The organism is Streptococcus sp. 'group B' (assembly GCF_002073795.1).
In the GTDB taxonomy this organism is placed as follows: Bacteria; Bacillota; Bacilli; order Lactobacillales; family Streptococcaceae; genus Streptococcus; species Streptococcus agalactiae.
In genome coordinates, this window is sequence record NZ_CP020432.1 from 1,146,856 (window position 1) to 1,168,165 (window position 21,310).

Consider the following 21,310-nt stretch of genomic DNA (forward strand, 5'->3'; position numbering starts at 1 on the left):
ATAATATGGCTTTATAATATCTTTATTTAAATATAAATGAGCTATAAATGAGTTTTTGTTAGCAAATAAATAATAAAAAGATGGCAAATAGTATTGCAAAAAGAAAAACATCTGATATAATTAACTAGTTAACTAAAACGAAAAAACATTTATGGAGGACTCATGAAAGGTCAAAAAATTATTGCTCTAGCTGGTCTTGTCCTGTCATGCCATTTTGCTCTTACGGCATGTCATACTCAAGAACACAAAAATTCTTATCATATTAAAACAAAGCAGGTTGCTAAGAAAAAAGCTAATAAAAAGAAAGTCTCTGTTAAGGAAAGTCATAAAAAACGCAAGGGTGTTGCAGGGGTTGACTTTCCAACTGATGATGGCTTTTTACTGACTAAAGATTCGAAGATTTTATCTCATACAGATTCTGGAATCGTTGTAGCACATGGAAATCATTCTCATTTTATTTTTTACTCTGATTTAAAAGGTTCAAAATTTAGCTATTTAATCCCTAATGCTAATGCAAAAACTAATAAAAATCAAGCGGTAAGAAACTTTAAAGCAGGGGCGGTAGCTGTTAATACATTAAATGATGGCTATGTTTTTAATCCCGCAGATATTGTTTCAGAAGATGCTAATGGCTACGTGGTCAGACATGGTGACCATTTCCACTATATTCCAAAAGCAAGTTTATCTCAGCAAAAGCAAGTACAAGCAAGTAGAGCTGTTTCACGTTTAGGAAATCAAAGTAATAGCCATTACAGGGTTAATAGTTCTAAAATTGCAGGGCTTCACTACCCAACAAGTGATGGTTTCTTATTTAATGGACGAGGAATAAAAGGCACTACCCCAACAGGTATTTTAGTAGAACATCATAATCATCTGCATTTTATTAGTTTTGCTGATTTAAGAAAAGGGGGGTGGGGATCAATTGCTGACCGTTACCAACCACAAAAGAAAGCTGATTCTAAAAAACAGTCACCATCAAGTAAAAAGCCAAGAAATGAAAATACTTTACCTAAGGACATCAAAGATAAGCTAGCTTACCTTGCTCGTGAATTACATTTAGATATTTCACGTATCAGAGTCCTTAAAACACTAAATGGTGAAATTGGATTTGAATACCCACATGATGATCATACACATGTTATTATGGCCAAAGATATTGATCTAAGTAAGCCAATTCCAAATCCACATCATGATGACGAAGATCATCACAAAGGTCATCACCATGATGAGTCCGACCATAAGCATGAAGAACACGAGCACACTAAATCAAATAAATTATCTGATGAAAATCAAAAGAAATTAATTTATTTAGCAGAGAAGCTTGGTTTAAATCCTAATCAAATTGAAGTATTAACGTCAGAGGATGGAAGTATCATCTTTAAGTATCCACATGATGACCACTCACACACTATAGCAAGTAAGGATATCGAAATTGGGAAGCCTATCCCAGATGGACACCACGATCACTCTCATGCAAAAGATAAAGTTGGTATGGCAACTCTAAAACAAATTGGTTTTGATGATGAGATTATTCAGGATATTCTGCATGCAGATGCTCCAACACCATTCCCATCAAATGAAACTAATCCTGAAAAAATGCGTCAGTGGCTTGCAACTGTTACTAAGATTAACATTGGACAAAGAACCAATCCATTCCAGCGTTTTGGTCTATCATTGATGCCTAATATTGAAGTTCTAGGAATTGGGTTTACTCCGATTAATGATATGACGCCAGTTTTGCAATTCAAAAAACTTAAACAGCTTTGGATGACAAATACTGGTATTACAGATTATTCTTTCCTTGATAAGATGCCACTATTAGAAGGATTGGATATTTCACAAAACGGTATTAAGGATTTATCTTTCCTTACAAAATATAAACAATTAAGTCTTATTGCTGCAGCTAATAATGGCATTACTTCGCTAAAACCATTGGCTGAATTACCAAACCTTCAATTCTTAGTTTTGAGTCATAACAATATCTCTGACTTGACACCGTTATCAAACTTGACAAAACTCCAAGAATTGCACCTTGATCATAATAATGTGAAGAATTTAAGTGCACTTTCTGGTAAAAAAGATTTGAAAGTTCTAGATTTATCAAACAATAAATCCGCAGACTTATCGACTCTAAAAACAACTAGTCTTGAGACGCTTCTTTTAAATGAGACGAATACAAGCAATCTAAGTTTCTTAAAGCAAAATCCTAAGGTATCTAATTTAACAATTAATAATGCGAAATTATCATCATTAGATGGTATTGAAGAGAGCGATGAAATTGTTAAAGTAGAAGCTGAAGGGAACCAAATTAAGTCACTAGTATTGAAAAATAAACAAGGTTCGTTAAAATTCTTGAATGTGACTAATAATCAGTTAACATCACTTGAAGGTGTTAATAATTATACTTCACTTGAGACCTTAAGTGTTTCTAGAAATAAACTTAAATCTTTAGATATTAAAACACCTAACAAAACAGTTACAAATCTTGATTTTAGCCATAACAATGTTCCAACATCACAATTGAAATTGAATGAAAAAAATATTCCTGAAGCAGTAGCTAAGAATTTTCCAGCAGTTGTAGAAGGTTCAATGGTTGGAAATGGTAGTCTTGCTGAAAAAGCAGCTATGGCTTCTAAAGAGGACAAACAAGTTTCAGATAATACTAATCACCAAAAAAACACTGAAAAATCTGCTCAAGCGAATGCTGATAGTAAAAAAGAAAACCCTAAAACACATGATGAACATCATGACCATGAAGAAACAGATCATGCACATGTAGGTCATCATCACCATTAATCTTTTACGGAGCTAATATATAAAATCCTTCAAGAATTTCTTGGAGGATTTTGCATTTATATGCTAAATCATTTATTTTTTTAGAAAATTAGCTATAATATGACTATGGTTAAAAGAGAAGATGTGATTTTAAATGCAACTGAAAATATGGTTTACCATAAATTAAAAAATGATCCAAGTGGCCATGACTGGTTTCATATTGTTAGAGTAAGAAATCTTGCAGTAGAATTAGCACACAAAGAAGGTGCTAATACCTTTATTTGTCAAATGGCTGCACTTTTGCATGATATTATTGATGACAAAATCTGCCAAGATAGTAAGCAAGCGTCGTATGAATTGACTCAATGGTTATATAGTCAAGATCTTGCCATAGCAGAAGTAGAACATATCCTTGATATTCTTGAAAATATTTCATTCAAAGCAGGAACTGGATTGACTATGAAAACATTGGAAGGTCAAATTGTTCAAGATGCAGATCGCCTAGATGCTATGGGGGCTATTGGTATTGCAAGAACGATGGCTTATTCAGGGAGTAAAGGACGTTTAATTCATGACCCTAACTTAAAACCACGAGAAAACCTCACTTTAGAAGAGTATCGTAATGGTCAGGATACAGCTATCATGCATTTTTACGAAAAATTATTAAAGTTAAAAGACCTTATGAATACAAAACAAGGGAAAATGCTTGCTCAAAAACGTCATGATTTTTTAGAACTATATTTAGCCGAATTTTATGCTGAATGGAATGGTAAAGGTTAGGAGTAGATATGATTCGTAGAGCGAAAGAAAAAGATTTGCCTGCTATTGCAGAGCTATTGAAACAAATTTTAGTGTTACATCATGGGGTTCGCCCAGATATTTTTCATACAAGAGGAAGTAAGTTTTCTAAAGAACAATTGAAAGAAATGCTGATGGACGAATCAAGGCCTATCTTTGTTTATGAATCAGACGAGGGTAAAGTTGTTGCCCACTTGTTTCTTCAATTACAAGAAAAACGTGACTTACCTCGAAAGTCCTTTAAAACTCTCTATATAGATGATTTGTGCATTGATGAGGAAGTAAGAGGTCAGCAAATTGGACAAAAGTTGATGGATTTTGCAAGACAATATGCTAAGAAACATGGGTGTTATAATATAACTTTAAATGTTTGGAATGATAATCAGAGAGCGGTCTCTTTTTATGAAAAATTAGGTTTTAAACCTCAACAAACTCAAATGGAGGAGATACTATAATGAAAGAAACACAAGAAGAATTACGTCAGCGTATCGGACATACAGCTTATCAAGTAACCCAAAATTCAGCTACGGAACATGCTTTTACTGGGAAGTATGATGATTTTTTTGAAGAGGGGATATATGTAGATATCGTCAGTGGAGAGGTTTTATTCTCTTCTTTAGATAAATTTCAATCTGGTTGTGGTTGGCCAGCATTTTCAAAACCAATTGAGAATCGAATGGTGACAAATCATCAAGATCACTCTCATGGAATGCATCGTATTGAGGTTAGGAGTCGTCAAGCTGACTCTCATTTAGGGCATGTATTTAATGATGGACCGGTTGATGCAGGTGGCTTACGCTATTGTATCAATTCAGCTGCCTTAGATTTTATTCCTTATGACCAGATGGCAAAGAGAGGCTATGGGGACTACTTATCACTTTTTGATGAATAAGAGACGACTTAAGGGTATATCTTAAGTCGTTTTTTATGTATGGTAAAAAGAATTGGTGGCAGGTGTATTCTTCATCAGTTTATTTTCTGAAAAAAGAGTATAATATAGGTATCAAAAATGAAAACGTTTTAGAGAAGGAGACTAGAATATGGCTTCTACAAATAATGTTTCAGATACAAACACACGTTTTGCTAAAGAGGAATTAGAAGAGGTTTTCGAAGAATTAGGGACAACTCAAGGTGGTTTATCAGATGAAGAGGTTGCTGTACGTCAGAAAAAATATGGTTTAAACCTGTTATCTGAAGTAAAGCAAGAATCAATTATTTTATTGTTTCTGAAAAATTTTACTAGTCTTATGGCAATACTATTATGGGTTGGAGGATTTGTGGCTATTGTTTCTAATAGCTTAGAGCTAGGTCTTGCCATTTGGATGGTTAATGTGATTAATGGTATTTTTAGTTTCATTCAGGAATACCGTGCAAGCCAAGCAACACAAGCTCTCAAGAAAATGTTACCATCTTATTCACGTGTTCTTAGAAAAAGCTCAGAAGAAAAGGTATTATCAGAGCAACTAGTCCCAGGAGATATTGTTCTTATTGAAGAAGGAGATTGTATTTCAGCAGATGGTCGCTTGATTAAAACAACAGATTTGCAAGTAAACCAATCAGCTTTGACAGGGGAATCAAATCCTATTTATAAAGATAACAATGTTGAAAACTACCAGTCTAAAACATTGATTGAATGTGATAATATGGTTTTCGCAGGAACGACAGTCTCCAGTGGTAGCGCAACAATGGTTGTTACGGCAATTGGAATGCAAACCCAATTTGGTCAAATCGCTGATTTAACACAAGGGATGAAATCAGAAAAAAGCCCTCTTCAAAGAGAACTTGATCGGTTGACCAAACAGATTTCTATCATTTCAATTACTGTAGGAATTATCTTTTTCTTAGCAGCGACTTTTTTTGTTAAGGAGCCAGTGTCAAAATCATTTATCTTTGCCTTGGGGATGATCGTTGCATTTATCCCAGAAGGTTTACTACCTACCGTTACACTTTCTCTAGCTATGGCAGTCCAACGAATGGCTAAAGAACACGCACTTGTCAAAAAACTTTCTTCAGTTGAGACTCTTGGAGCAACCTCAGTTATCTGTTCTGATAAGACTGGTACATTAACGCAAAATGAAATGACCGTCAATCATTTGTGGCAAAATGGAAAGAGTTACCAAGTGACAGGACTGGGTTATGCTCCAGAAGGACAGATTCTTTTTGAAGGTGACAATATTTGCTTTGGTAATAGTGATAGAGGAGACTTAGAAAAACTTATTCGTTTTGCTCATCTCTGTAGCAACGCTCAAGTATTACCACCAAATGATGATCGTTCAACTTATACTGTACTTGGAGATCCGACAGAAGCTTGTTTGAATGTTTTATTGGAAAAATCAGGGATAAACATACAAGAAAATCGTAAGTTTGCACCACGTTTGAAAGAGTTACCTTTTGATTCGGTTAGAAAACGCATGACAACTATTCATAGCTTAGGAGGCGATGAAAAGGATAAAAAAATTTCAATCACAAAAGGTGCGCCGAAAGAAATACTTGATTTATCAGATTATGTCTTATCTGATGGCAAAGTTATCCCCTTAAATAAGGAAGAACGTAATAAAATACAGTTGGCTAATGATACATTTGCTAAAGATGGACTTCGCGTCTTAGCTGTTTCATACTGCGATATTGAAGGCTTTTCAAAAGAACAATGGACGCAAGAAAATTTGGAACAACACATGGTGTTTATAGGGTTGATAGCAATGAGTGATCCACCTCGTGAAGGCGTTCGTGAAGCTATTGATAAATGTCATGCAGCAAGCATTCGTATTATTATGGTGACTGGAGATTACGGATTAACGGCACTGAGTATCGCTAAAAATATTGGTATTATTCGTAACGATGATGCTAAAGTAATTTCAGGTTTAGAGTTATCAGAAATGACGGATAGCCAATTGAAAAAAGAATTGTCAGGTGAAGTCGTTTTTGCTCGTGTAGCACCAGAACAAAAATATCGAGTAGTAACGATATTACAGGAGATGGGTGAAGTAGTAGCAGTTACAGGAGACGGGGTCAATGATGCGCCTGCGCTAAAAAAATCCGATATTGGTGTAGCCATGGGTGTTACCGGTACTGATGTTGCTAAAGAATCAGCTGATATGATTCTGACAGATGATCATTTTGCTTCTATTGTACATGCCGTGGAAGAAGGGCGGGCTGTTTATCAAAACATTAAGAAATTCTTGACGTATATTTTTAATAGTAATACTCCTGAGGCGGTTCCGTCGGCATTCTTCCTTTTTTCTAAAGGTTTTATTCCTTTACCATTGACTGTAATGCAAATACTTGCTGTTGATTTGGGAACCGATATGCTTCCCGCTTTAGGTCTAGGCGTGGAACCACCAGAAACAGATGTTATGAATCGTCCTCCAAGACGGCTAACAGATCGCTTATTGGACAAAGGGCTACTTATAAAATCTTTCCTTTGGTACGGCACTATTGAATCCGTATTAGCTATGGGTGGTTTTTTCTGGGATCATTACTTACGTTATGGTAATTTTACTTTTTTCGTCGCAAACGGCATACCGTACAGAGAAGCGACAACTATGACACTTGGAGCTATTATCTTTAGCCAGATAGGTATGGTTATGAATAGCAGAACGAGCTATCAATCTATTAAAACACTATCTATTTTTGGTAATAAATTAATTAATTTTGGTATAATAATGGAGATTTTAGCATTTTTAGTCTTAGTATACGTGCCACTATTCCATAACTTATTCAACACAGCAAGCCTAGGTTTATCACATTGGCTCTATTTAATAAGCTGCCCGTTTATCATGATAGGTTTAGATGAAGTTCGGAAATTATTCAGCAGTAGAAAGAATAAACGGTGATGTCAAATATAATAACTTATTTAAAAAATAATTCAAACTTAACTTTTGATGAATTAGCATTAAACGATGTTGACATTCTTTGTTTAAATGAATTTGGCTATATTTCTTTTGAAAAACTTATAAACACTACAGAAATGAAGTCAGTTTTAGTCTGTGAGTTATATCATGAGTACCTTCAAACTATGGCTAAATCATATAGCTTTATGTTCACGTCACAACGACATGATTTATGTCAGTTAATGATGACCTCGAAACGTTTTAAAAACTTAACTTTATCTTATTATCAAGCTGAGATTAGTTTAGAATTTGAAAAACAATTTGCAGCTATGGTTTTTACTATTCCTAATATTGATTATCATCAGGTTGTATTTCGTGGTACTGATGCCAACCTTATTGGTTGGAAAGAAGATTTTAAATTGACGTATATGAGAGAAATATCGGCTCATCGTTCAGCGATTAAATACTTAAATACAATACTGCCTTATTTTGATAAAGTAGTTCTCTCAGGTCATTCTAAGGGTGGTAATTTAGCCTTGTACGCTGCAATGTTTACAAAGCCAGATTTAAAAGCAAAAATTGATTTGATTTGGCTTATTGACTCCCCAGGACTACAAAAAACTTTGTTACCTACTACAGAGTATAAAACTACTAAACAAAAGTGCATTCGCTTACTACCAGAAGAATCTATTGTTGGTATGATGCTTTATAGTGATATAGAGCCGCTAATTATTAGTAGCAATGCGCGTGGAATTCTGCAACACGATGTTACAACTTGGGAAATTCAAGAACCAGCTATTTTAAAGACTGGAGCAGGACTATCGCTAAAAAGTATTTGTTTTGAAAAGACATTTCAACAGTGGATGGCTGAATTAAAAAGTCAAGAAAGAAAATTATTTTTTGATTTATTATTTGATAGCTTCCTATCAAGTGGCGTATCTAGTTTGGATGACTTCAACTTGGCTTCCAGAGCAAAAATGATGAAAGCTTTTCATAGCTTTAGAGAACTAGATGATGATAAAAAAAGGTTATTTAACAAATCTTTAAAATTATTAGTAACCATATTTTGGGGAGCTTATCATGATAATAGCAGAGAGACTAAGTAGCTTTCCTAGAATTGCATTAGTCTAAACATGTGCTAAATAAACTAGCAAAATAGCATACTAAAATACTACTCATATTATGCTGAGTAGTATTTTAGTGTGCTATTTGATGAAGTCATTCTAGAGTTTATGATTTTTGTTTTCAGAAATACTTTTTAGAGTATTGAAGAATTCCCTCTTATCTGAAAATTCGCTAATATGTTCCTTAATAGCTTCATCTGACCAATTCCACCACTGAGATGCATTTAATAATGTTATTTCTTCCTCTGAAAAGCGATATTTGATAATTTTAGCAGGTGTTCCAGCGACAACAGCATAGTCAGGAATGTCTTTGGTAATAACTGAACCTGCTTCAATAATTGCTCCATTACCTATTGTAACAGATGGAAGTATAGTGACATTAGTTCCTATCCAGACATCGTTGCCAATAATAACTTTTCCATTTTTCTTTTCATCTATTAAGTCCGCCCTATCCTCATTTATAAATCCCCTTGACTTATAGTAAATAAAAGGGTTAGTGGTAATGTGATCGGTTGGATGATTCATACCAGTAATAGTAACGTTCTGGGCTATTGAGCAAAATGCTCCAATTTCTTTTAAGTTAACGCCTTCGTAAAAGAATTGTTGATATCCATATGTGTACTTTCCTACCGAGAATCCATATTTAGGGTAACTGGCACCAGTACTCATATCTGTCCTCATAGGATCATTTTTAAGCTCTAAACGTTTCTCTAAATGTTTTTTTAAAATACTAGCCATAACTAGCCTCCAATCGTAGGCTAAATAGATTATAACATTTTTTCCTCTAAAAACCTTATCTTTTTTAATAAATTCTATAAATTAGAATGATAAAGAACTTATTCTCGGATATTGACAAAGAGTGAGCTAATGAGGTGGCCTAATTCAATGTTAGAGTCTGTTCCAAGTATTTTTTTCCTAAGATAGGGGCAATGTATGAGCAAAGAAACAAAATAAAAACCTTGTAATAACAAGGTTTTAAGTATGTATAGTAAGTTATGATAAAATGATATGGAGCCGGTGGGAGTCGAACCCACGTCCAAACATCTGCTAATATATTTGTCTACAACTATAGGTTATGTATTGATTTAACTAGGTGATGACACATAACTCAAGCCCTCACATAGCGAGTCTATAAATCTCTTTTTAACTAACTAGACAGTAGCCAAACGTAGTTTGCTGATAAATAAGACCTTCTAGCAAAACGCAAACAATCTTGTGAAGATCACGCAGGCTGTTTTTTAGGCAGCTAATGCGTAAGAATTTGTATTTTTTGCAGTTATATTTAACTGGCATTTTACATCTGCCGATGAGTCGCAAAATATACCTCATAATGCCTGTCGAATCCGTAACGACCCCAAAAGTAGAATAAAGCATAAAAACTTACCAATATAGTATAACAAATACTATTTAAAATAGCAAAAATTTAACAGTTGTGTTATGATTAAAGCATGAATATGAAATTATCAAAACGTTACCGCTTTTGGCAGAAGGTCATTAAGGCTTTGGGTGTCTTAGCGTTAATAGCGACCCTTGTCTTAGTTGTTTATTTGTACAAACTTGGTATTTTGAATGATAGCAATGAATTAAAAGACCTAGTACACAAGTATGAATTTTGGGGTCCAATGATTTTTATTGTGGCTCAAATTGTACAGATTGTTTTTCCAGTAATTCCTGGAGGTGTTACAACAGTAGCAGGTTTCTTAATTTTTGGTCCTACCTTAGGCTTTATTTATAACTATATTGGGATTATCATCGGAAGTGTCATCCTTTTTTGGTTAGTCAAATTTTATGGACGAAAATTCGTTTTGCTATTTATGGATCAGAAGACATTTGATAAATATGAGTCTAAGCTAGAAACATCCGGATATGAAAAGTTTTTTATCTTTTGTATGGCATCTCCCATTTCACCAGCGGACATCATGGTGATGATTACCGGTCTATCTAATATGTCTATTAAGCGCTTTGTGACAATCATTATGATAACGAAACCTATTTCTATCATCGGTTATAGCTATTTGTGGATTTATGGCGGTGATATTTTGAAAAATTTTTTGAATTAAAAATAAAAAAAGGTTGGAGATATATCTCCAATCTTTTTATTGTATATTAAGTTTGTACTTAATAATAGAGTGTGTCAACATATAGAATATAGCAATTTCAACAATGCTAACAAGTATATTGTAGAGCAATACAGGTTGAGAGAATGTTGCATTTGCATGAGAGTTGAATAAATCAATATGAAAAATACTATCTATTATTAATGTTAAGAAAGTAATTAAGAGTGATATTCCAAAATAAGAAACAATTCCCATCAATACACGTTTGTTTGTAAATAATTGCCCTACAGCGATAGAGAGATAAATCAGTAATGTCCCTGCAACGTACGATAGAAAGAAATAGGCGATAAAAAGTGGAGCGTTCGAAGATGAAATAATTTTATAGATTTCTGGAAAAGCGACAACGAACTGACCAATACCTACTAAAGGTAATATGACCAATATGATTCCAATAATGACAATAAAAATATTAAAAATACTCCAAAGAAGCGAAGCTAGTAGCTTTGAACAAATAATCTGATTCGTAGTTACTGGGAGCGTTAAGGTTAGATATCCTTGACGGCCGAAGATATTGCTATAAAAACGTTTGATAATAATAGCAAGGGTGGATAACAGAGATCCTGAAATAACCATCGCTAACAATAAAACGAGTATTATAGTGAATATTTGGGCGCTAGTACTATTAGTATCAGTAGAAAAATTGCCGCCAAGTGCCTTTAATACCAGTCCTAAAATAATAGATACTAATAAAACCGCAGCGTTGAGTGTTAGATACCACTTACCAACTGATTTTAATTCATATTTTAATAATTTTCCAAACATATCAATCTCCTTTATTTCTTGAATCTTTCACGAAAGAGAGCATCAATCGAACAGTTGTGCTCTTCTCTTAAGTCATCAGCATTGCCTTGTAGGTCAATTTCTCCTTCTTTAAGGAAGATAACTTCATCAAGGATAGGTTCAATGTCAGAAATTAAGTGAGTCGAAATTAAAACAGAAGCATCATTAGAGTAGTTGCTAATGATTGTTTTTAAAATGTAGTCACGCGCTGCAGGGTCTACACCACCAATAGGTTCATCAAGGATGTAGAGCCTAGCTTTACGACTCATAACAAGTATTAGTTGAACTTTCTCCTTGTTCCCTTTTGATAGGTTTTTTAGACGTTCCTTAGGATTTAGGTTAAGATCCTCAAATAGTTGATAAGCTACCTTTGAATTAAAATCGTTATAGAAATCTTCAAATAATGTAACGACGTCTTTGATTTTCATATTTTCTTGTAAATATGAAGTATCAGGGAGATATGAAATAATTTTTTTGGTTTCAACAGACGGTCTGTAACCATCGATAACAATATCTCCCTTATCTGGCTGAAGTAATCCATTTATCATTTTGATGATTGTTGTTTTTCCGCTACCATTTGGACCTAATAAACCTATAATCTTTCCTGTTGGAATGCTTACAGTCACATCATTAACAGCAATATGTTTGTGATATTTCTTTGTAACATGATGAAGTTGTAATAACTGTGTCATTTAATTAATCTCCTTTATAAAATGATCGAGAGCAACCGTAATTTCATCTAATTTATATCCTATTTTTTTCATGTTGTTGACAAAAGTTGCTAACTCTGCTTTTGCAACTTGTTGACGAATTTTACCAATTAGTAAGTTGTCTTCTGTAACAAAGCGTCCGGAAGTACGTTGTGAGAATACCATTCCTTCACGTTCCAATTCAGTGAAGGCACGTTGCATGGTATTTGGGTTAACACCAGCTTCTTGAGCTAACTCTCTCACGGTAGGCAATTGGTCACCACTTTTTATTTCTTGACTAACAATTTGCATCTTTATATGTTCAGCAATTTGTGAATAAATAGGTGATTTTTCATTGAATTCCCAAGCCATAGATAACTCCTTTCATAATCTTGTACTTTTTGTACTATAAAAATAGTACAAAAAAATATTTGAAATGTCAAGGAATTATCATTGAGACTTTAATCGTTTATTGTTTCATAGTATAATAGTAAAAAATCGTAAAAAGGGGCTACTATGTTTGCACAACTTGATACAAGAACCGTTTATTCTTTTATGGATAGCTTGGTTGATTTAAAGACATATGTCTCTAAATCGAAATCATTAGGATATCAAACTATTGGTATCTTGGACCACAGTAATCTTTATGCAGCATATCATTTTATTCAAGAGGCGCAAAAGGCAAACCTAAGACCAATAGTTGGATTTAGCTTTGATATAGTGGTTGAAAATAGATCAATAGAAGTTTACTGTATTGCGATAAATACAGTTGGTTATAAGAATCTCTTGAAGTTGTCAACGGCTCAAATGTCTGAGAAGATGTCTCTAAATTTATTGACAGAACATCTTGAAGGGGTGCAATTGATTCTTCCCTATCAAGATGCTCTTGATCAGCTCAATTTACCCTTTGATTATGTTATTGGTGTTAATTTGACCTCTCCGCAGATTCCATATACCAAACCTATTATAGCCATAGATACTGTTCGATATTTTCAAAAAAATGATATTGAGACATTACAGATGCTTCATGCTATAAGAGATAATGTCCTGTTAAAAGATGCACAATATGCGAGCAAAAATCAAGAATTAAAACCTTGTCAAGAAATGACTCTAGCATTCAAGAAACGTTTTCCTGAAGCTTTAGCTAACCTAGAATCTTTGGTAGAGAATGTTGTTTATCACTTTGATTCTGACTTTAAGTTACCTATTTTTAATAGAGAAATTCCTGCTGGAGAAGAATTAAGAACCTTAACTCAAAATAACTTAAAAAGTAAAGGTTTATGGAGCGATGCTTATCAAGAGCGTCTCGAAAAAGAATTAACAATCATTCACAAAATGGGCTTTGATGACTATTTCCTTATTGTGTGGGATTTATTAAGATTTGGTCGTAGTAAGGGCTACTATATGGGAATGGGACGTGGTTCAGCAGCGGGAAGTTTAGTCTCATATGCTTTAAATATTACCGGTATCGATCCTGTCAAACATAATTTAATTTTTGAACGTTTTTTAAATGAAGAGCGTTATTCGATGCCAGATATTGATATTGATCTTCCGGATATTTATCGTGGAGAATTCTTGCGCTATGTACGTAATCGATATGGTTCAATGCATTCTGCACAGATTGTAACCTTCTCAACTTTTGGTGCGAAACAGGCTATTCGAGATGTTTTTAAACGCTTTGGTGCATCAGAGTATGAGTTAACAAACATAACTAAAAAAATTCATTTCAGAGATAATTTGACCAGTGTTTATAACCGCAACTTAGCTTTCAGACAAATAATAGATAGTAAAATTGAATACCAAAAAGCCTATGATATTGCTAAGCGTATTGAAGGAAATCCTAGACAGACTTCTATTCATGCCGCTGGGGTAGTAATGAGTGACGATTTGTTAACAGATCATATTCCTTTAAAAAACGGTGAGGATATGATGATAACGCAATATGATGCTAGTTCTGTTGAGGCTAATGGTCTTCTAAAAATGGACTTTCTAGGTCTTCGAAATTTGACATTTGTTCAGAAAATGAAGGAGAAAGTCGATAAGGACTACGGTATCTCTATACAATTAGAAGCTATTGATTTAGAAGATAAAGAGACTCTAAAACTATTTGCGGCTGGTCAAACAAAGGGGATTTTTCAATTTGAGCAAAGTGGAGCTATTAATTTGTTGCGACGTATTAGGCCAGAGTGTTTTGAAGATGTGGTAGCTACTACCAGCTTGAATAGGCCTGGTGCAAGTGATTATACTGAGAATTTTATAAACCGTCGTTTTGGTAAAGAAAAAATCGATTTAGTAGATCCTGTCATAGCTCCAATTTTACAACCTACCTATGGCATAATGCTCTATCAAGAACAGGTTATGCAGATTGCCCAGACCTACGCAGGTTTTACGCTAGGCAAGTCTGATTTGCTCAGACGTGCTATGTCTAAGAAAAATTCTAAGGAGATGCAAAAGATGTCTCAATCCTTCTTAGAGGGTGCAGTATCTAAGGGACATCGTCAAGAAGATGCTCGACTTATATTTGAACGCATGGCTAAATTTGCAGGTTATGGGTTTAATCGCAGCCATGCCTTTGCTTATTCGGCTTTAGCTTTTCAATTAGCCTATTTCAAAGCCCATTATTCCGATGTCTTTTATGACATCATGATAAATTATTCAAATAGTGATTATCTAATCGATGCTATTGATTTTGGTTTTGTTATTGAAAAACCTTCAATTAATACTATTTCATACAGAGACCGCATCTATAAAAAGAAAATTTATTTAGGTTTAAAAAATATTAAGGCTGTTCCTAACGACTTGGCTTATTGGATTTCTAAAAATCAACCATTTCAGAGTATTGAAGATTTTCTAATGAGACTGCCACAGCAGTTTCAAAAAAGTGGTTTTATTTCTCCGCTAATTGCTATTGGAGCATTTGACGAATTTGATAACAATAGACGGAAAATCACCTCTAATCTTGATTCTTTATTTACATTTGTAAATGAACTAGGTAGTTTATTTGCAGATACCTCATATCATTGGTTAGAAGTAGAAGATTTCTCTAATTCTGAGAAATATGAAATGGAACAAGATATCTTAGGAGTAGGAATCAGTCCGCACCCTTTAGTGGGGATTTCACAAAAAGCTAGCCGTCCGTTTATACCAATTAGTCAAGTCCAAGAAAATAGCGAAGCTACTATTTTAGTTCAGCTAAAGCAGGTCAAAATCATTAGGACAAAAAGTTCTGGACAACAAATGGCTTTCTTGACTGTTATGGATATTAATTCAAAAATGGATATTACTGTTTTTCCTGAAACTTTCAATATTGTAAGAGATGATTTACAAGAAGGGAAATATTATTACTTGCATGGAAAAATTCAGAAGCGAGATGAGCGATTACAGATGGTTTTAAACGGTGTTCAAGAAGCAACGGAGGAACGTTTTTGGATACTTCTAAAAAATCATGATAACGACAAAAAAATATCGGAAATATTGTCCAAATATAAAGGGCATATTCCTGTCTATTTGCATTATGAAACAACTAAAGAAACTATCCAAAGCAAAGTACATTTGGTTAGAAAAGATAGTGGCTTAGCCCTTGATTTATCTGAATTTGTTGTGAAAACGGTTTATCAATAAAATTGCATATAAAGTGCAGAAATTTACAAATTAATATGCTATAATTAAATCGTTAAATTAATAAAAGGAGTACCAATTAAATGAAACGTATTGCTGTTTTAACTAGTGGTGGTGACGCCCCTGGTATGAACGCTGCTATCCGTGCAGTTGTTCGTAAAGCAATTTCTGAAGGTATGGAAGTTTACGGCATCAACCAAGGTTACTATGGTATGGTGACAGGGGATATTTTCCCTTTGGATGCTAATTCTGTTGGGGATACTATCAACCGTGGAGGAACGTTTTTACGTTCAGCCCGTTATCCTGAATTTGCTGAACTTGAAGGTCAGCTTAAAGGGATTGAACAGCTTAAAAAACACGGTATTGAAGGTGTAGTAGTTATCGGTGGTGATGGTTCTTATCATGGTGCTATGCGTCTAACTGAGCACGGTTTCCCAGCTGTTGGTTTGCCGGGTACAATTGATAACGATATCGTTGGCACTGACTATACTATTGGTTTTGACACAGCAGTTGCGACAGCAGTTGAGAATCTTGACCGTCTTCGTGATACATCAGCAAGTCATAACCGTACTTTTGTTGTTGAGGTTATGGGAAGAAATGCAGGAGATATCGCTCTTTGGTCAGGTATCGCTGCAGGTGCAGATCAAATTATTGTTCCTGAAGAAGAGTTCAATATTGATGAAGTTGTCTCAAATGTTAGAGCTGGCTATGCAGCTGGTAAACATCACCAAATCATCGTTCTTGCAGAAGGTGTTATGAGTGGTGATGAGTTTGCAAAAACAATGAAAGCAGCAGGAGACGATAGCGATCTTCGTGTGACGAATTTAGGACATCTGCTCCGTGGTGGTAGTCCGACGGCTCGTGATCGTGTCTTAGCATCTCGTATGGGAGCGTACGCTGTTCAATTGTTGAAAGAAGGTCGTGGTGGTTTAGCCGTTGGTGTCCACAACGAAGAAATGGTTGAAAGTCCAATTTTAGGTTTAGCAGAAGAAGGTGCTTTGTTCAGCTTGACTGATGAAGGAAAAATCGTTGTTAATAATCCGCATGAAGCGGATCTTCGCTTGGCAGCACTTAATCGTGACCTTGCCAACCAAAGTAGTAAATAAGAATTTGTCAATTTGACACTTTAAATAAAAAGGAGCTCATAAATTATTATGAATAAACGCGTAAAAATCGTTGCAACACTTGGTCCTGCGGTAGAATTCCGTGGTGGTAAGAAGTTTGGTGAGTCTGGATACTGGGGTGAAAGCCTTGACGTAGAAGCTTCAGCAGAAAAAATTGCTCAATTGATTAAAGAAGGTGCTAACGTTTTCCGTTTCAACTTCTCACATGGAGATCATGCTGAGCAAGGAGCTCGTATGGCTACTGTTCGTAAAGCAGAAGAGATTGCAGGACAAAAAGTTGGCTTCCTCCTTGATACTAAAGGACCTGAAATTCGTACAGAACTTTTTGAAGATGGTGCAGATTTCCATTCATATACAACAGGTACAAAATTACGTGTTGCTACTAAGCAAGGTATCAAATCAACTCCAGAAGTGATTGCATTGAATGTTGCTGGTGGACTTGACATCTTTGATGACGTTGAAGTTGGTAAGCAAATCCTTGTTGATGATGGTAAACTAGGTCTTACTGTGTTTGCAAAAGATAAAGACACTCGTGAATTTGAAGTAGTTGTTGAGAATGATGGCCTTATTGGTAAACAAAAAGGTGTAAACATCCCTTATACTAAAATTCCTTTCCCAGCACTTGCAGAACGCGATAATGCTGATATCCGTTTTGGACTTGAGCAAGGACTTAACTTTATTGCTATCTCATTTGTACGTACTGCTAAAGATGTTAATGAAGTTCGTGCTATTTGTGAAGAAACTGGCAATGGACACGTTAAGTTGTTTGCTAAAATTGAAAATCAACAAGGTATCGATAATATTGATGAGATTATCGAAGCAGCAGATGGTATTATGATTGCTCGTGGTGATATGGGTATCGAAGTTCCATTTGAAATGGTTCCAGTTTACCAAAAAATGATCATTACTAAAGTTAATGCAGCTGGTAAAGCAGTTATTACAGCAACAAATATGCTTGAAACAATGACTGATAAACCACGTGCGACTCGTTCAGAAGTATCTGATGTCTTCAATGCTGTTATTGATGGTACTGATGCTACAATGCTTTCAGGTGAGTCAGCTAATGGTAAATACCCAGTTGAGTCAGTTCGTACAATGGCTACTATTGATAAAAATGCTCAAACATTACTCAATGAGTATGGTCGCTTAGACTCATCTGCATTCCCACGTAATAACAAAACTGATGTTATTGCATCTGCAGTTAAAGATGCAACACACTCAATGGATATCAAACTTGTTGTAACAATTACTGAAACAGGTAATACAGCTCGTGCCATTTCTAAGTTCCGTCCAGATGCAGACATTTTGGCTGTTACATTTGATGAAAAAGTACAACGTTCATTGATGATTAACTGGGGTGTTATCCCTGTCCTTGCAGACAAACCAGCATCTACAGATGATATGTTTGAGGTTGCAGAACGTGTAGCACTTGAAGCAGGACTTGTTGAATCAGGCGATAATATCGTTATCGTTGCAGGTGTTCCTGTAGGTACAGGTGGAACTAACACAATGCGTGTTCGTACTGTTAAATAATTTTTGAATTCAAACCTATTATTTAAGAATACCTTAAATAATGGGTTTTTTATATGTTTTGCTTTTTATTATTCGATTATTGTGACTAGAATAGGATATGATATTAATAATTACCCTCCTTTTTTTATCTATGAAAACATGATATAATGGAAAAAAGATTAGGAGTAGTTATGGTTAAACGCGATTTTATTAGAAATATTATTTTAGCATTGATTGCTGTATTGATTTTGATTCTCTTGAGATATTTTGTTTTTGCAACCTTTAAAGTACATAAGGATGCTACAAATTCTTATTTTAGCAACGGAGATGTTGTTGTTGTTAATCGTAATAGGACGCCTAAGTACAAAGACTTTATTGTCTATAAGGTTGGAAAGATTTTCTATATTAGTCGTGTTATTGGTGAGCCAAATCAAAAAGTGAGAGTAATGGATGATATTTTATATTTGAATGATGTTTTCAAGGATGAGCCTTACATTGAAAAAATGAAAAATGCTTATTCTGAAAAGAAAGACGGTCAAATGCCCTTTACTTCCGACTTCTCAGTTGAAACATTAACACGAAATAAAGAAAGCAGAGTTCCTAAGGGTTCTTATCTTGTGTTAAATGATAATCGACAAAATAAAAATGATAGTCGAAAATTTGGATTAATCAAAGAGAAAGATATTCGTGGTGTTATTACCTTTAAAGTATACCCTCTAAGTGAATTTGGTTTTACAGCATCAGAGTAGTAAAAGAATGGTATTATTTGATACCATTCTTTTTATGTAATAAAATGGCTAAGAAATATATTTTTTTAAGATAGATAGAATTTTTGATAGCGTTTATCTCGTTATCACAGAAAATCAAAAAGACTATACCAATTTTTTTATTGACAAACAAAAACATTAATTATATACTGTTTTTGTTACTTTTTAACGGTATATATTAATATATACCAATTCAAAAAGAAAGTTTAGATAGAAAGTATAAGAGAAAGCTCTTATTGGTAATAATAATATGTGTGGTATCGTAGGTGTAGTTGGAAATACAAATGCAACGGATATTTTAATTCAAGGCTTAGAAAAGCTAGAGTACCGAGGATATGACTCAGCAGGTATTTTTGTAGTAGGTGATAACAAAAGTCAACTTGTGAAGTCAGTCGGTCGAATCGCGGAGCTTCAGACAAAAGTAGGAGATTCTGTTAGTGGTACGACAGGTATCGGTCATACACGTTGGGCAACCCATGGTAAACCTACTGAAGGAAATGCACATCCTCACACTTCAGGATCTGGTCGTTTTGTATTGGTACACAATGGTGTTATTGAAAATTACCTTCAAATTAAAGAAACTTACTTAACAAAACATAACCTCAAGGGTGAAACTGATACAGAAATAGCTATTCATTTAGTTGAACACTTTGTTGAAGAAGATAACTTATCAGTGCTTGAAGCCTTTAAAAAAGCCTTACATATTATAGAAGGATCATACGCATTTGCTCTTATTGATTCTCAAGATGCTGATACGATTTACGTAGCTAAAAATAAATCACCTCTTCTAATAGGTTTGGGAAATGGTTATAATATGGTGTGTTCAGATGCCATGGCTATGATACGTGAGACAAGTGAATATATGGAAATCCACGATAAAGAACTCGTTATTGTTAAAAAAGATAGCGTTGAAGTTCAAGATTATGATGGTAATGTCATTGAACGTGGTAGCTACACAGCAGAGCTTGACTTATCAGATATTGGTAAGGGGACTTATCCATTCTACATGCTTAAAGAAATTGATGAGCAACCAACTGTGATGCGTAAGTTGATTTCAACTTATGCGAACGAATCTGGAGATATGAATGTGGATTCTGATATTATAAAATCAGTCCAAGAAGCAGATCGTCTTTACATATTGGCTGCAGGAACGTCATATCATGCTGGTTTTGCTGCTAAGACCATGATCGAAAAATTAACTGATACACCTGTTGAACTTGGAGTTTCTTCAGAATGGGGTTACAACATGCCACTTTTGAGTAAGAAGCCAATGTTTATTTTACTTAGTCAATCGGGAGAAACAGCAGATAGTAGACAAGTTTTAGTTAAAGCAAACGAAATGGGAATCCCTAGTTTAACTATAACAAATGTGCCTGGCTCAACACTTTCTCGTGAAGCAACCTATACGATGCTCATTCATGCAGGACCTGAAATCGCTGTTGCTTCTACAAAAGCATATACTGCTCAAGTTGCAACGTTAGCTTTCTTAGCAAAAGCGGTAGGAGAAGCAAATGGTAAGGCAGAAGCAAAAGATTTTGATTTGGTTCATGAATTGTCAATTGTAGCACAATCAATTGAAGCGACCTTATCAGAAAAAGATGTTATCTCTGAGAAGGTAGAGCAGTTGTTAATCTCGACACGTAATGCCTTCTACATTGGTCGTGGTAACGACTATTATGTTACAATGGAGGCTGCACTGAAGCTAAAAGAGATTTCTTATATTCAGACAGAAGGTTTTGCTGCAGGTGAATTAAAACATGGTACAATTTCGTTGATTGAAGACAATACTCCTGTTATTGCTTTAATATCTGCTGATTCAACTATTGCAGCGCATACTCGTGGAAATATCCAAGAAGTTGTTTCTCGCGGAGCAAATGCTTTGATTATTGTAGAAGAAGGGTTGGAACGTGAAGGTGATGATATTATTGTTAATAAAGTTCACCCATTCTTATCAGCCATTTCAATGGTTATTCCGACTCAATTAATTGCTTACTATGCTTCATTACAACGTGGCTTAGATGTTGATAAACCACGTAATTTGGCAAAAGCTGTAACTGTTGAATAGACTCGTTACACTAAAATACGCTAATATTAACTACAAAATATTAAAAATTGTAAAAAAGCCTATTTTTGAAGGAAAATAGGCTTTTTCCTATTGTCAAGAAGCCTATAATCA

Annotated in this window: 16 protein-coding genes and 1 other RNA gene; 12 read left to right on the forward strand and 5 right to left on the reverse strand. The window is 34.6% G+C overall.

Annotated features, from left to right (window positions below):
- Positions 1-162 precede the first annotated feature (162 nt).
- From A6J68_RS06165 to A6J68_RS06190, 6 genes are all read left to right on the forward strand, one after another.
- Positions 163-2,796, forward strand: coding sequence for a pneumococcal-type histidine triad protein (locus A6J68_RS06165; protein WP_000678305.1), 2,634 nt, complete (start codon positions 163-165; stop codon positions 2,794-2,796).
- A gap of 99 nt (positions 2,797-2,895) precedes the next feature.
- Positions 2,896-3,555 (forward strand): HD domain-containing protein, encoded by a 660-nt coding sequence (locus tag A6J68_RS06170; RefSeq protein ID WP_000180008.1) that lies wholly within the window; start codon positions 2,896-2,898, stop codon positions 3,553-3,555.
- An 8-nt stretch (positions 3,556-3,563) separates the two neighbouring features.
- Positions 3,564-4,028 (forward strand): GNAT family N-acetyltransferase, encoded by a 465-nt coding sequence (locus A6J68_RS06175; protein ID WP_000621139.1) that lies wholly within the window; start codon positions 3,564-3,566, stop codon positions 4,026-4,028.
- On the forward strand, positions 4,028-4,465 hold the full coding sequence (msrB, locus tag A6J68_RS06180) for a peptide-methionine (R)-S-oxide reductase MsrB (protein WP_000665411.1): 438 nt from the start codon (positions 4,028-4,030) through the stop codon (positions 4,463-4,465). The genes A6J68_RS06175 and msrB overlap by 1 nt, the downstream gene beginning before the upstream one ends.
- Positions 4,466-4,613: 148 nt before the next feature.
- Positions 4,614-7,406, forward strand: coding sequence for a cation-translocating P-type ATPase (locus A6J68_RS06185; protein WP_105253169.1), 2,793 nt, complete (start codon positions 4,614-4,616; stop codon positions 7,404-7,406).
- On the forward strand, positions 7,406-8,509 hold the full coding sequence (locus tag A6J68_RS06190) for a DUF2974 domain-containing protein (RefSeq protein ID WP_000065314.1): 1,104 nt from the start codon (positions 7,406-7,408) through the stop codon (positions 8,507-8,509). The genes A6J68_RS06185 and A6J68_RS06190 overlap by 1 nt, the downstream gene beginning before the upstream one ends.
- Positions 8,510-8,626: 117 nt before the next feature.
- On the opposite strand, the gene A6J68_RS06195 is transcribed toward A6J68_RS06190, so the two are convergent.
- The gene (locus A6J68_RS06195) at positions 8,627-9,265 is read right to left on the reverse strand and encodes a CatB-related O-acetyltransferase (protein ID WP_000146567.1); all 639 of its coding nucleotides are present in this window, start codon (positions 9,263-9,265) and stop codon (positions 8,627-8,629) included.
- Positions 9,266-9,533: 268 nt separating this feature from the next.
- Positions 9,534-9,883: a transfer-messenger RNA gene (gene ssrA / locus A6J68_RS06200) on the reverse strand.
- Positions 9,884-9,975: 92 nt separating this feature from the next.
- Between ssrA and A6J68_RS06205 the strand changes: the two genes are divergently transcribed.
- On the forward strand, positions 9,976-10,587 hold the full coding sequence (locus A6J68_RS06205) for a TVP38/TMEM64 family protein (protein WP_001056394.1): 612 nt from the start codon (positions 9,976-9,978) through the stop codon (positions 10,585-10,587).
- A gap of 36 nt (positions 10,588-10,623) precedes the next feature.
- Here A6J68_RS06205 and A6J68_RS06210 read toward each other — a convergent pair whose 3' ends face one another.
- From A6J68_RS06210 to A6J68_RS06220, 3 genes are read right to left on the reverse strand one after another with little or no spacing between them, the layout of a single operon-like run.
- Positions 10,624-11,406: a hypothetical protein gene (locus tag A6J68_RS06210; RefSeq protein ID WP_000467138.1), complete on the reverse strand. Its 783-nt coding sequence runs from the start codon at positions 11,404-11,406 to the stop codon at positions 10,624-10,626.
- Between the two features lie 11 nt (positions 11,407-11,417).
- Positions 11,418-12,116: an ABC transporter ATP-binding protein gene (locus tag A6J68_RS06215; RefSeq protein ID WP_000192677.1), complete on the reverse strand. Its 699-nt coding sequence runs from the start codon at positions 12,114-12,116 to the stop codon at positions 11,418-11,420.
- Positions 12,117-12,485, reverse strand: coding sequence for a GntR family transcriptional regulator (locus tag A6J68_RS06220; protein ID WP_000312256.1), 369 nt, complete (start codon positions 12,483-12,485; stop codon positions 12,117-12,119).
- 144 nt (positions 12,486-12,629) lie between these two features.
- On the opposite strand from A6J68_RS06220, the gene A6J68_RS06225 reads away from it, so the two are divergent.
- The 5 genes from A6J68_RS06225 to glmS all read left to right on the forward strand — a co-directional run bounded on the left by A6J68_RS06225 (position 12,630) and on the right by glmS (position 21,199).
- Positions 12,630-15,734, forward strand: a complete 3,105-nt coding sequence (locus A6J68_RS06225) for a DNA polymerase III subunit alpha (protein ID WP_000457951.1) — start codon at positions 12,630-12,632, stop codon at positions 15,732-15,734.
- 80 nt (positions 15,735-15,814) lie between these two features.
- Entirely contained in the window at positions 15,815-16,837 is a 1,023-nt protein-coding gene (gene pfkA, locus A6J68_RS06230; RefSeq protein WP_000820830.1) for a 6-phosphofructokinase, read from the forward strand.
- Between the two features lie 48 nt (positions 16,838-16,885).
- A complete protein-coding gene (gene pyk, locus A6J68_RS06235; protein ID WP_001042782.1) occupies positions 16,886-18,388 on the forward strand; it encodes a pyruvate kinase in 1,503 nt (500 codons plus the stop codon).
- Positions 18,389-18,558: 170 nt separating this feature from the next.
- Entirely contained in the window at positions 18,559-19,116 is a 558-nt protein-coding gene (lepB, locus tag A6J68_RS06240; RefSeq protein WP_000240773.1) for a signal peptidase I, read from the forward strand.
- A gap of 268 nt (positions 19,117-19,384) precedes the next feature.
- Positions 19,385-21,199: a glutamine--fructose-6-phosphate transaminase (isomerizing) gene (gene glmS, locus A6J68_RS06250; protein WP_070469334.1), complete on the forward strand. Its 1,815-nt coding sequence runs from the start codon at positions 19,385-19,387 to the stop codon at positions 21,197-21,199.
- Positions 21,200-21,310 lie beyond the last annotated feature (111 nt).

Bases quoted from the DNA above. Each gene is read 5' to 3' on its own strand.
- A6J68_RS06165 (WP_000678305.1), top strand. From the start codon at position 163: ATGAAAGGTCAAAAAATTATTGCTCTAGCTGGTCTTGTCCTGTCATGC.
- A6J68_RS06170 (WP_000180008.1), top strand. From the start codon at position 2,896: ATGACTATGGTTAAAAGAGAAGATGTGATTTTAAATGCAACTGAAAAT.
- A6J68_RS06175 (WP_000621139.1), top strand. From the start codon at position 3,564: ATGATTCGTAGAGCGAAAGAAAAAGATTTGCCTGCTATTGCAGAGCTA.
- msrB (WP_000665411.1), top strand. From the start codon at position 4,028: ATGAAAGAAACACAAGAAGAATTACGTCAGCGTATCGGACATACAGCT.
- A6J68_RS06185 (WP_105253169.1), top strand. From the start codon at position 4,614: ATGGCTTCTACAAATAATGTTTCAGATACAAACACACGTTTTGCTAAA.
- A6J68_RS06190 (WP_000065314.1), top strand. From the start codon at position 7,406: ATGTCAAATATAATAACTTATTTAAAAAATAATTCAAACTTAACTTTT.
- A6J68_RS06195 (WP_000146567.1), bottom strand. From the start codon at position 9,265: ATGGCTAGTATTTTAAAAAAACATTTAGAGAAACGTTTAGAGCTTAAA.
- A6J68_RS06205 (WP_001056394.1), top strand. From the start codon at position 9,976: ATGAATATGAAATTATCAAAACGTTACCGCTTTTGGCAGAAGGTCATT.
- A6J68_RS06210 (WP_000467138.1), bottom strand. From the start codon at position 11,406: ATGTTTGGAAAATTATTAAAATATGAATTAAAATCAGTTGGTAAGTGG.
- A6J68_RS06215 (WP_000192677.1), bottom strand. From the start codon at position 12,116: ATGACACAGTTATTACAACTTCATCATGTTACAAAGAAATATCACAAA.
- A6J68_RS06220 (WP_000312256.1), bottom strand. From the start codon at position 12,485: ATGGCTTGGGAATTCAATGAAAAATCACCTATTTATTCACAAATTGCT.
- A6J68_RS06225 (WP_000457951.1), top strand. From the start codon at position 12,630: ATGTTTGCACAACTTGATACAAGAACCGTTTATTCTTTTATGGATAGC.
- pfkA (WP_000820830.1), top strand. From the start codon at position 15,815: ATGAAACGTATTGCTGTTTTAACTAGTGGTGGTGACGCCCCTGGTATG.
- pyk (WP_001042782.1), top strand. From the start codon at position 16,886: ATGAATAAACGCGTAAAAATCGTTGCAACACTTGGTCCTGCGGTAGAA.
- lepB (WP_000240773.1), top strand. From the start codon at position 18,559: ATGGTTAAACGCGATTTTATTAGAAATATTATTTTAGCATTGATTGCT.
- glmS (WP_070469334.1), top strand. From the start codon at position 19,385: ATGTGTGGTATCGTAGGTGTAGTTGGAAATACAAATGCAACGGATATT.